The following is an 11,768-nucleotide window of genomic DNA, read 5'->3' as shown; positions in this document are numbered from 1 at the left end:
CGGGCCGAGGACCGCGGTCGAGTCGGCGTAGACGTACGTCAGCGTCGCTACGGCGGGACGGCCGCAAGCGGTGCGCGAACAGCGACGTACAGGGCTCACGACGTTGGACGGTACCGCACTCTTGAGCGGGCCGCGACGACTGCCCACCAGGTCACTCCACCGTGTCGCGGTGTGGAACGCCCCACACGCCCCTTCCGACCCACCTCGCTGACCTGCGCGGACACCGCTCCCCGGCAGGACGGGCGGGACGGGAACCAGCCATGATCCCACACAAACCCCACCAATCACCCCCGCTTCCGGGGCCCCGGAGAGATATGGAATCGAGCCCCACCTTGGCCGGAACGGTTCTGCCGGGACCGGCGGCACGAGGTGCTGCGCGGGTCGCCGTATCCGGTGTGGAGCCCGGCGCGCGGACCCCGCGGGGACTACCCTTCACCAGTGATGGACAACCCCGTGACACCCCGTGACGCCGCTACCGCTCCCCGCCGCCGTGACCGCCACGGCCGGGGCATGCGCGGCCCGATCGCGCCGCCGCAGGTGCCGCTCGCGGCGAGCCGCGCGGAGGTGTTCGCGGATCTCGTGCAGGACTCCGTGGAGCGGCTGGAACGGCGCTGGCCGCAACTGGCCGACATCGATTTCCTCGTGCTCGACGTGCCGCGGCCGGACGAGGCCGGGGACGTCTGGAGCGACGAGACGGTGCCGCTCGGCCGCACGGTGTCCTCGCGGGACGGCCGGCGGGCGCGGGTCGTGGTGTACCGGCGGCCGGTCGAGATCCGCACCAAGGGGCGGGACGAGCGGGCGATGCTCGTCCACGAGGTCGTCGTCGAGCAGGTCGCCGACCTGCTGGGGCTGACACCGGAGACGGTCGACCCGCGGTACGGGGAGGACTGACGCGCCGATGCGCGCGCCCCTGCCCTCCCCCGGCCCACCCCGTCGGCGTCGTCACTCCTGGAGGAGCGACAGGTCCTCCTCCGCCTCGGGCACCGACACCGTGCCCCGGTCGTCCGGCAGGGTCTGCACGGTGAAGGCCGAGACGCCGTCCTCGGTCGCCGTCAGCGTGCGGGAGGCGTAGACCGGGCCGCCCGAGACCGGCTCGACCGTCAGCGCGTACGTGCCCTTCAGGCCGTCGGGGACCGGCGCCTCGACGTTCTGGGTGGTGCCCTTCTTGATGGTGAACGTCTCCGTCGCCTCCGTGCCGCCCTCGCTGCCCGCGGACGCCGTGACCTTGATCTTCGCGTCGCTCTCGGGGGCCGTCACGGAGAGGGTCGTGCCCTTGGCGCGGTTGTCGACGGCCGTCGCGCGGGTGTCGATCGCACGGGTGGCGGGGATGAACGCCGTCTCCTGGCCGGAGTTCTTGCCGCGCACCACGCGCACCGCCGCGACGATCGGGACGGACCGGCCGGTGGGCGTCAGCACCAGTGAGCCGGCCTCGCCGCGGGTCACGTCGGCGAGGTCGACGGCCGTCGTCGTGCCCGCCTTCACCCGGACCGTCTCGTGCCCGGCGGGGGAGATCAGCGCGGACGGCGAGGCCAGTTGCACCTTGACGTCGGCGTCCGTGTCACCGGGGGTGAACAGCACCAGCCGTACGTCCTCGGCGTCCTCGGGGATGCCCGGCACGACCAGGCTGCCCGCCGGGTCGGTGGAGGCGGCCAGCCAGTCGCCGCCCAGCTTGGCGTGGAGGGCCTGCACGGCGGCGCCGACCCGGCCGCTGCGGACGCCGACGTGGACGGTGAGGTCGGACTCCTTGGCCTCGGTGAGGGTGGACAGCAGGACCGCCTCGCTCGCGTGCGGCTTGACCGTGATGCCCTCGCCCACCGCCGACTCCAGTTCGCCGTCCGCGCCGTACAGCTCGATGTCGACCACGGCGGCGGAGTCGTCGGGGTTGGTCAGGTGCACGTAGTCGGTGCGGCCGGGGTCCGCGCTGGCGCCGGGGAACCAGAACTCGGTGTCCGGTGCGGTGCAGTTGACGCCGAGGAGGCCACGGCCGGTGCCGGCGGCCACCTCGGTGGTCTGCTGGACGGTCCAGCCGGGCGCGAACTTCCCCTCCGCCGTGCCGATCAGCGCGGGCGCCTCACCACCGGAGGTGTCGCCGGTGGCCGGGGTGCCGGGCTTCTCCGGCTTCAGTACGGCCTCGTCCTTCTCGCCGGCCTTCCCGGTCTTCTCACCGGCCGCCGTCAGCTCCGCCTCGCCGTCGCTCTCGGCGCCCTCGGTGACGGGGGTGAAGGACGTGTACGCCGTCTCGGCCAGGTCGGAGGTGCTGGGCGCCGGGCAGACCAGGCCGGTGCGCTCGACGGGGCGCAGGGCGGCCGTCCCGGTGGCGGTGGTGCCGGTGGTCTCCGGGGTGGTGACCATCGCGAAGCCGGTGACGGCGCCGAGCGCGGCCACCGCGGCGATCAGGGACAGGGTGGTGCGGTTCACTGCTGGCTCCCGTCGGGACGCTCACTGCCCGTGCCTCGCGGGTGCGGGTGCTGGGCCGGGTCGACCTGCGTCTCGTAGCCCTGCGGGTCGTAGGCCGGGTCGTACTGCTGTCCGTATTCCTGCGCGTAGCCCTGGCCGTAGCCCTGGTCGTACGTCTCCGGGGCGTGCTGACCGCCGTAGGCGTACGGGTCGTACTGGCCGCCCTGGTACTCCCCTTGCGCGTACTGGCCGTCCTGGTAGGTGCCCGCCGGGTAGGGCTGGGGCACCTGGCCGTAGCCGTCGGGGGCGTACTGCTCCTGCGTGCCGTAGGCGTCGTAGGTGCCCTGGGCCGGGTCCTGCGGCCAGTCGTCGTAGGACTGCTGCCGGGGGACGGCCACGGGCTCGGCGGGGGGCTGCTCCCCCTCGGGGTGCGGGGCGTCGGCCGGTTGTTCCGTCTCCGCCTCGGCCGCCTCGGCCTCCGCCTGGGCGCGCAGGCGGCGGGCGCGGCGGCCCTCTCCGGCGGCGGCCTCGGCGGGGACGTCCGGCTCCTCGGGCAGGTCGTCGTCGACGTCACGGCGCCGGCCGGGCAGTGCGAGGACGACGAGGACGACGGCGAGCAGGCCCTGGAGCCACAGCCAGGCGGTGTGGGTGAAGGGTGCGTCGTAGGTGACGTCGAGCCTGCCGCCGGCGGCGGGGAGTTCGAAGCCCTGCGCCCAGCCGTCGACCGTGGTGCGGGTCAGCGGCTTGCCGTCCAGGGTGGCGGTCCAGCCCTCGTCGGCGGTGTCGGCGAGGCGCAGGACGCGGCCCTCGGTACCGGGCTTCACCGTGGTGTGGATGTCCACGGGTCCGGCGGCGACGGGTTCGGGCGTACCGGACTCGGTGACGACGGTGGCGCGGGCGACCTCCCGGTCGATCCGCCACAGGCCGCTGCCGTCCTGCTGGCTGAGGCGGCTCAGTCCGGGGGTGGCGTCCAGGACCCGGGTGACCTCGCGCGGCGCGCCCTTGTGGACGAGGACGTAGCGCACGGCGAAGCCGCCGAGCTGGTCGGCCTGGTCCGCACCCGAACCGGCGACGAGGTTGGCGACGACCTTGCCGAGCGTGCTGTTCGCGCCGTCGGCCGCGGCCAGTTCGGCGTCGCCGAGGCGGGCGCCGGAGCCGCGGACCAGGGTGTAGCGGACGTGGGCGGCGGAGTCGCTGTCGAGGACGAGGGTGCGGGCCTGGTCGCGGCCGCCGCTCTCCTCGGCGACGAACGCGGGCACCTGCACCGGGTCGCGGCGCTCCAGCGGGCCGTCGGCGCCGCCGAGGACCCAGCCGGCGGCGGCGATCAGCGGTCCGACGGCGGAGGCCAGCGCGATCAGTACGGCGACGGGCTGGCGCCAGCCGAAGCTCTGCTCGGCCACCCGCGAGCGTGCCCCGTCCGCGCCGAGGAGGGCGGCGGAGAGGAGGGCGACGCCGTAGACGAGGGTCGCGGGTCCGGCCCAGGCGGAGCCGTTGGACAGGACGGCGAAGAGCAGTCCGGCGAGGGCGGCCACCCAGGCCGTACGGATGCCCAGTTGCCGCTCGGAGCGGAGCAGGGCGGCGAGGGCTGCCAGCACGATGCCGATGAGCAGCAGTCCGCCGACCGTGCCCGGACCGCCGGGGCTGATGCCCAGCAGGTCGAGGGCGGAGGCGGCCGACGCGCCGTACTCCAGGCCGGCTTCCCCGAAGAAGCCGAACGGCAGCAGCGACAGCGACCAGGGCGCCAGGATCAGCAGGGGGGTGCCGAGCTGGGCGAGGAAACGCAGGCCGTAGGCGGTGATCTCGCTCCGCCGCAGCGCCAGGACGCCGACGCCGAGGAGCAGCGCGAGGGGCCACACGATCGGGGTGAAGGCGGTGGTGATCGTCAGCAGCAGGGCGTAGGCCCAGGTGGCGCGCCAGGTGCCGCGGCCGTCCTGCCGGGTCAGGCCGGCCGCCGCGACGCCCGCGCGGGCGATCAGGGGCAGCAGGACGGCGAGGACCGCGGTGCCGATGCGGCCGCCGGCGAGGGCGCCGGTGGCGGCGGGCAGGAAGGCGTAGACGACGGCCGCCCAGGCGCGCAGCAGGCGGGAGGTGACGAGCGGCCGGGAGGCGAAGTACGCGGTGACGCCGGCCAGCGGGACCGAGCAGACCAGCAGCAGGGTGACGGCGAGGCCGGTCGAGCCGAGCAGCACGGAGGCGAGCGTGGCGACGATCGCGAGGTAGGGCGGTGCGGAGGCGGTGCCGCCGGCGCCGACCGCGTGCCAGGCGTCGGCGTACCGCGACCACAGGTCGCCGGCGCCGTCGGGAGCGGGCAGCAGGGCACCGCCGGCCAGCGCGCCGCCGCTCAGGAGGGCGCGGCAGGCGGCGAGGGAGACGAGCAGCAGCACCAGGAAGAGGACCGGGCCGGGTCTGCGGGCGATGCGCTTGAGGCGCGCGAACTGCTCGATCTCCAGGAAGTCGGCGTCGTCGCCGCCGGGTCCGGACTCCACGGCGCCGCCGTGCCGTCCGGCGCCGGAGGCCACCTCGGCGTCGGAGCTGCCGAAGAGGCTGCCGGCGGCCTGTTCGACCGTGGCGCGGACGGTGGCGCCCGGTGGCGGGAAGAGCGGGCGCAGTTCGTCCTTCTCGATCTGCGGGCGGCCCCGGACGCGGCGTCCGGCGAGGACGCGCTCGGGGCGCAGCACCACGCTCAGCAGGCCGCGGATCTCGTCGAGGGCCTGGCCGGGCACCTTGCCGACGAGGTAGGCGAAGGTGCGCAGGACCGTGCCGAGGACGATGCGGAACAGCGTCCAGGGCAGGGCGGCCGTGCGGGTGTTGACGAGCAGGGTGTGGACGGCGCCGGCCTTGTCGACCTTGTGCGGGGAGGCGGTGGTGCGGCCCGCGCAGTCGACGGTGCGGCGCTCGCGGGAGGCGGCCTCCGCGTGGCGGACGACCGCCTCGGGGGCGATGAGGACGCGGTGTCCGGCCGCGTGGGCGCGCCAGCACAGGTCGACGTCGTCGCGCATGAGCGGCAGTCGCCGGTCGAAGCCGCCGAGCGCGTCGAAGACGTCCCGGCGGACCAGCATTCCGGCGGTGGAGACGGACAGCACGGTCCGGACGTGGTCGTGCTGTCCCTGGTCCTGCTCACGCCGGTCGATGCCGGTCCAGCGGCGGCCGGAGTTGGCGATGGAGACGCCGACCTCCAGCAACTGCCGCCGGTCGTACCAGCCGCGGAGCTTGGGGCCGACGACGGCGACGTCCTCGCGGCCCAGCTCGTGCTCGTTCTCCACGACCTGGAGCAGCTGGGCGAGGGCGTCGGGTTCGGGAGCGCAGTCGTCGTGCAGCAGCCAGAGCCACTGGACGGGTTCGCCGTGGGGAAGGTCCGGCAGGTCGTAGGCGTCGTCGCGCCAGCTGCGCGTGACGGGGTCCCAGCCGCTGGGCCGCTTCAGGTACGGCAGGTCGTCCGGGGTGAGGAGGGGCGCGGTGCGCGTGGCCTCCTCGACGGCCTGGCCGAAGCCGGTGCGGCGGGCGAGGTGCAGGACGCGGTCGTCACCGAGGGCCTCGGTGACCAACTGGGCGGACGCGTCGGCGCTTCCGGTGTCGGCGGCGACGGCGTACTGCACGGGCCGCTCCTGGCCGAGCAGGCCGGACAGCGCGTCGGGCAGCCAGCGGGCGCCGTCGTGGGAGACGAGGACCGCGGTCACCACATGACGCGGGAACTCAGGTGTGGCAGCGGTGTCGTGGGCTGCCGTGTGGCTGTGCACGGACATCGAGGTACGGGCCCCGGTTCGGTGGACTGCGGTGGACGCCGGCGCCTGGTGAAAAGGGCGGGGCGTCTCGGACGAGCGCCCACACTATCGGCTGGGCATGAGGACGGCCCGCCGCCTGTGGACAACCCACCCGCGACGGGCCGTTCGTCTCGCTATGCCCGGTTGTACTGCGCTCATAGGCGTCTCACGGCGCCGTGACCGCGGCCGTTCTCAGACGGCGGCCTTCTTCAGCCGGCGGCGCTCCCGCTCGGAGAGGCCGCCCCAGATGCCGAATCGCTCGTCGTTGGCGAGGGCGTATTCGAGGCACTCGGAACGGACCTCGCAGGCGAGGCAGACCTTCTTGGCCTCCCGGGTGGAGCCGCCCTTCTCGGGGAAGAAGGACTCGGGGTCGGTCTGGGCGCACAGCGCGCGCTCCTGCCAGCCGAGTTCCTCGTCCGCGTCGTCGACCAGCAGTTGCTGCACCGTCTCGGTCATGTGCGCCCCTCGTCTGTCTTCGCGTCCCCGTGATGTAGCCGTTACCGATTACGGCTGAACGACACGAGTGAAATTACAAGTGTGCTGCTCCGGGCGAGTCAAGCCGAGATCTGCTATTGGGCCCCTTATTCACTCTGCGGAACCAAGGCAAAGCGGAAAGTGTTCAAATCGCCTTAAACCTTGACACACCGACAGGGCCCGAAGGGTCACTCCGCCACACGGGTCCCCGTCAGATCCCTTATGGAGAAGGACGCCCCGGCAATCGATCTCGTTCCGACACACGCGCCGAAGCGAGTCTGATCACATTCGGATCACGAGATCGCAACGGGGGTTGTGCGCCCGGCTTGTGCGCCATGTGTCCCGAGAGCCCCGTGAGCAAACCTTTCATCTTTCAGGTGAACCGGATGAGGTGAAACAAGTCCCACATTTCGGGCGTCGAGTTGACAGTGCAGGTGTGAGCCGCTGTCCTAGTGGGCATGCTCGCGAACTTGGCACTCACCTCGACCCGCCGCGCCGGGTCCCTCGGTGCTGCCCACGCTCGCTGTAGCTGTCGCTGTTCCTGCTGTTGAGCGAGCCCGCTCCGGCCGACCTCCGGGTTCACGCGACCCGGCCCGCGATTCCCCGCCTGACCAGGGCACGGCTGCCCGTCCTCCCCCGCGACCCGGGTGGACGCCACGGCGCACCCGCCGTCCGCCGCACGCTTCCGCACTCTCCGCCGAGGAACCACCGCACCCCATGAACAGCGACAGCGACCTCCAGATCGCCGGCGACATCCTCGAAGTACCGCACCTCATGCAGCCGCCGCGCGAGCACCCGGCCACGGTGGCCGAGTTCGCCGGGCTGGCCCGGTCGATCGCCGCCGACCGTTCCCAGTGGGAACACCTCGTCCGCTACGACGCCGTCTCGCGCTGGTACCACCGGCTGCGCACCGGACCCGGCTACGAGGTGTGGCTGCTGTCCTGGGTGCCCGGACAGGGCAGCGGCCTCCACGACCACGGCCCCTCGTCCGGCGTCCTGACCGTCCTCACCGGCACGCTGACCGAGCGCACCCCGCGCGCCACGCGCGCGTTGCGCCCCGGTTCCCAGCGGGTGTTCGCGCCGGGCTACGCGCACGAGGTGATCAACGACACGTTGGAGCCGGCGGTCAGCCTGCACATCTACAGCCCCGGTCTGACGGAGATGCCGATGCACTCCGCGCGGTGCGCGTCCACCACGACCCCCGCTCGGAACCCGTCCGCGCCGACGACTGCCTGACGCACTGTCGTACCCGCCTGCGAGACTGGGTCCATGCGCATTGTGGTTCTGGCAGGCGGCATCGGTGGTGCCCGGTTCCTGCGCGGTCTGAAGCTGGCCGCGCCGGACGCGGAGATCACGGTCGTCGGCAACACCGGGGACGACATCCATCTCTTCGGGCTGAAGGTCTGCCCGGACCTCGACACGGTGATGTACACGCTCGGCGGCGGCATCAACGAGGAACAGGGCTGGGGCCGGGGAGACGAGACCTTCCACCTCAAGGAGGAACTCGCGGCGTACGGCGCCGGGCCCGAGTGGTTCGGCCTGGGCGACCGGGACTTCGCCACGCACATCGTGCGCACCCAGATGATCACCGCCGGCTATCCGCTCAGCGCGGTGACCGAGGCCCTCTGCGACCGCTGGCAGCCCGGTGTACGCCTGCTGCCGATGTCCGACGACCGCGTGGAGACCCACGTCGCCGTGGAGATCGGCGGCGAGCGCAAGGCCGTCCACTTCCAGGAGTACTGGGTCCGGCTGCGCGCCTCGATCCCCGCCGAGGCGATCGTGCCGGTCGGCGCCGAGCAGGCCAAGCCCGCGCCGGGCGTCCTGGAGGCCATCGCCGAGGCCGACGTCGTCCTCTTCCCGCCGTCCAACCCGGTCGTCTCCATCGGCACGATCCTCGCCGTGCCCGGCATCCGGGAGGCGATCGCGGAGGCGGGCGTACCGGTGATCGGACTGTCCCCCATCGTCGGCGACGCGCCGGTGCGCGGCATGGCCGACAAGGTGCTCGCGGCGGTCGGCGTGGAGTCCACGGCGGCGGCGGTCGCCGAGCACTACGGCTCCGGACTGCTGGACGGCTGGCTGGTCGACACGGTCGACGCCGAGTCCGTCACGCGCGTGAAGGCGGCGGGCATCGTCTGCCGCGCGGTGCCGCTGATGATGACCGACCCGGAGGCGACGGCCCAGATGGCCCGGGAGGCGCTGGCGCTGGCCGAGGAGGTGCGGGCGGCTTGAGCGGGGACGGTTACCGGGTCTGGGCGGTGCCCGGCCTGCCGGAGGTGCGGCAGGGCGACGACCTGGCCGAGCTGATCGCCGCCGCCGAGCCGGGACTGGCCGACGGCGACGTGCTCCTGGTCACCTCGAAGATCGTCTCCAAGGCGGAGGGCCGGGTCGTCCAGGCCGACGACCGGGAGGCCGCGATCGACGCGGAGACGGTCCGGGTGGTCGCCCGGCGCGGCGCGCTGCGCATCGTGGAGAACCGACAGGGCCTGGTCATGGCGGCCGCCGGCGTCGACGCGTCGAACACGCCCGCCGGTACGGTCCTGCTCCTCCCCGAGGACCCGGACGCCTCGGCCCGCCTCATACGCGACGGACTGCGCGGCGTCCTCGGCGTGGACGTGGGCGTCGTCGTCACCGACACCTTCGGCCGTCCCTGGCGGGCGGGTCTGACGGACGTGGCGATCGGCGCGGCCGGCGTCCGGGTCCTGGACGACCTGCGCGGCGGCAAGGACGGCCACGGCAATCCGCTCGGCGCGACCGTCGTCGCCACCGCGGACGAGCTCGCCGCCGCGGGCGACCTGGTGAAGGGCAAGTCCGCCGGGCTGCCCGTCGCCGTGGTCCGCGGCCTGGCACACACACTGACCGAGGACGACGGCGAAGGGGCCCGGACCATGGTGCGGGGCGCGCGCGACGACATGTTCCGGCTGGGCACCTCGGAGGCGGTACGGCAGGCGGTCACCCAGCGCCGTACCGTACGGGCGTTCACCGACGAGCCCGTCGATGGCGGCGCGGTCCGCCGCGCGGTGGCCGCGGCGGTCACCGCCCCCGCCCCGCACCACACCACCCCCTGGCGGTTCGTCCTCCTCGAATCGCCGGAGTCCCGCACCCGGCTCCTGGACGCGATGCGGGACGCGTGGATCGAGGACCTCCGCCGGGACGGCAAGCCGGAGGAGTCGATCGCCAAGCGCGTCCGCCGCGGCGACGTCCTGCGCAACGCGCCCTACCTCGTCGTCCCCTGCCTGGTCATGGACGGTTCGCACACCTACGGGGACACCCGGCGGGACGGGGCCGAGCGGGAGATGTTCGTGGTCGCGACGGGCGCGGGCGTGCAGAACCTCCTCGTGGCGCTGGCCGGTGAGCGGCTCGGCTCCGCGTGGGTGTCCTCGACAATGTTCTGCCGGGACGTCGTACGGGAGGTCCTCGGGCTGCCCGCGGAGTGGGACCCGATGGGGGCGGTCGCGGTCGGCCACCCCGCGGAGGAACCGCGTCCCCGCCCGGACCGGGACGCGGGCTCCTTCATCGAGGTGCGGTGACGGTTCCGCGCGAGCGCCTACCCTCGTAGGGACCTCTCCTCTCTCAAGGACCCCACCCGTGGCAGGACGTTTCGCTCAGCGCCCCACGCGTACGACGGTGCGCGGCGGGTCCGCGGGTGTGCCCGCGCAGGCGCACGCGCCCGGCCGGGCCCGGGTCTGGGTCCCCGACGGGCCTCTCGACGTGAGCCTGGTGCTCGGGCCGCTGCGGCGCGGGCCGGGCGACCCCACGTTCAAGGCGCTGCCGGACGGGTCGGTGTGGCGGGCCTCCCTGACCCCCGTCGGCCCCGGCACGCTGCGGGTCACCTCCCGGAACGGCGAGGTACGGGGCGAGGCGTGGGGGCCGGGCGCGGAATGGCTCCTCGACCGCCTGCCGCGGATGCTCGGCGCGGACGACGACCCGGCGGCGTTCGTGCCGCGGCACCGGCTGCTGGCGGTGACGCGGCACCGGCTGCCGGGGCTGCGGCTGGTGAGCAGCGGGCTGGTGCTGGAGTCGTTGATCCCGTCGATCCTGGAACAGAAGGTCACGGCGACCGAGGCGTACCGGGCGTGGCGGCTGCTCGTACGGAAGTTCGGCGAACCGGCGCCTGGGCCGGCGCCGGCCGGGATGTACGTGATGCCGGTGCCGCAGACGTGGGCGCTGATCCCGTCCTGGGAGTGGCACCGGGCGGGCGTCGACGACAAGCGGGCGTCGACGATCCTGCGGACCGTACGGGTCGCCTCCCGGATGGAGGAGGCGGCCGGGATGGAGCCGGCGGTGGCGCAGGCGCGGCTGGAGGCGGTGACGGGGGTCGGTCCGTGGACCTCGGCGGAGGTCGTCCAGCGCAGTCATGGGGCGCCGGACGCGGTGACGGTAGGGGATCTGCATCTGCCGGGGATCGTGGGATGGGCGCTGGGGGGTGACCGGTCGGCCGACGACGCGGAGATGCTGCGACTGCTGGAGCCTTATGCCGGGCAGCGGCATCGGGCGGCTCGGCTGGTGCTGTTGAGCGGGTGCGTGCCGGGGCGGATCGCTCCGCGGCTGGCGCCTCGCGACATGCGGTCGATATGACTTGCGTCGGGTTCTGGACGGGCGGGGTGTTGCACAGCCGTGTGCGCAACGTGGCTTGGCGCCGGGGCTGGAGCGGGGTGGGCCACGCGGCCCGGCATTGAGGCTGAGGCGGGGTGGGCCACGCGGCCCGGCACCGAGGCTGAGGCGGGGGTGGGTCACGCGGCCCGGCGCTTACGGGGTGCCGCCGCGCCCACCCGTGCCGCCCCAGGCGGCACGACTGCCCGCGGAGGGGGGCGGCATCGCTGCCCGCGGAGGGGGGGCGGCATCGCTGCCCGCGCGGATCACGGCGCGGAGCCGCGGATCGCGGCGGCGGGGCTGTGCGCGGGTGGCGGGACGCAGAGGCCCGTCGGGTCTGTGGGACGCATTGGGATGAGGCCGCATTGGCATGTGGCCGACATTGGGATCTGGCGACATCGGGATGTGGCCGCATCGGGGTGTTGTCGTCAGGCGCGTGCGGTGGTGAGGGGGTGGGGTGGGGGTGTCCGCCCGCAGTGGACGGCGCGCGTCGACACCGGGAACCTCTGGGAATGACAGCTGCGCGCCGTTCCGAGGACGGACACC

At 73.9% G+C, this 11,768-nt stretch carries 9 protein-coding genes; 5 read left to right on the top strand and 4 right to left on the bottom strand.

Features of this window, described 5'->3' with window-relative positions; all coding sequences use genetic code 11:
* On the bottom strand, positions 1-147 hold a 147-nt coding region (locus UW392_RS13625), incomplete at its 3' end, for a DUF3499 family protein (RefSeq protein WP_320775220.1).
* Between the two features lie 294 nt (positions 148-441).
* On the opposite strand from UW392_RS13625, the gene UW392_RS13620 reads away from it, so the two are divergent.
* On the top strand, positions 442-891 hold the full coding sequence (locus UW392_RS13620) for a metallopeptidase family protein (RefSeq protein WP_320775219.1): 450 nt from the start codon (positions 442-444) through the stop codon (positions 889-891).
* A 51-nt stretch (positions 892-942) separates the two neighbouring features.
* Here the strand turns inward: UW392_RS13620 and UW392_RS13615 are convergent, their stop codons facing one another.
* The 3 genes from UW392_RS13615 to UW392_RS13605 form a co-directional block, all read right to left on the bottom strand.
* Positions 943-2,418, bottom strand: coding sequence for a DUF5719 family protein (locus tag UW392_RS13615; protein ID WP_320775218.1), 1,476 nt, complete (start codon positions 2,416-2,418; stop codon positions 943-945).
* Positions 2,415-6,140 (bottom strand): glycosyltransferase family 2 protein, encoded by a 3,726-nt coding sequence (locus tag UW392_RS13610; protein ID WP_320775217.1) that lies wholly within the window; start codon positions 6,138-6,140, stop codon positions 2,415-2,417. Before UW392_RS13610 ends, UW392_RS13615 begins: the two co-directional genes overlap by 4 nt.
* A 210-nt stretch (positions 6,141-6,350) precedes the next feature.
* The gene (locus UW392_RS13605) at positions 6,351-6,614 is read right to left on the bottom strand and encodes a WhiB family transcriptional regulator (RefSeq protein WP_010034659.1); all 264 of its coding nucleotides are present in this window, start codon (positions 6,612-6,614) and stop codon (positions 6,351-6,353) included.
* A 735-nt stretch (positions 6,615-7,349) separates the two neighbouring features.
* Between UW392_RS13605 and UW392_RS13600 the strand changes: the two genes are divergently transcribed.
* The 4 genes from UW392_RS13600 to UW392_RS13585 are packed head-to-tail and all read left to right on the top strand — an operon-like array spanning position 7,350 to position 11,207.
* Positions 7,350-7,868, top strand: coding sequence for a cysteine dioxygenase family protein (locus UW392_RS13600; RefSeq protein WP_320775216.1), 519 nt, complete (start codon positions 7,350-7,352; stop codon positions 7,866-7,868).
* Positions 7,869-7,901: 33 nt separating this feature from the next.
* On the top strand, positions 7,902-8,861 hold the full coding sequence (cofD, locus tag UW392_RS13595) for a 2-phospho-L-lactate transferase (RefSeq protein WP_320775215.1): 960 nt from the start codon (positions 7,902-7,904) through the stop codon (positions 8,859-8,861).
* Positions 8,858-10,159: a coenzyme F420-0:L-glutamate ligase gene (locus UW392_RS13590; RefSeq protein WP_320775214.1), complete on the top strand. Its 1,302-nt coding sequence runs from the start codon at positions 8,858-8,860 to the stop codon at positions 10,157-10,159. The genes cofD and UW392_RS13590 overlap by 4 nt, the downstream gene beginning before the upstream one ends.
* Positions 10,160-10,217: 58 nt before the next feature.
* The gene (locus tag UW392_RS13585; protein ID WP_320775213.1) at positions 10,218-11,207 is read left to right on the top strand and encodes a DNA-3-methyladenine glycosylase 2 family protein; all 990 of its coding nucleotides are present in this window, start codon (positions 10,218-10,220) and stop codon (positions 11,205-11,207) included.
* The last annotated feature ends 561 nt before the right edge of the window (positions 11,208-11,768 follow it).

This window comes from Streptomyces sp. CRN 30 (assembly GCF_034105845.1).
This window is presented reverse-complemented; position numbering and strand designations above follow the sequence as displayed.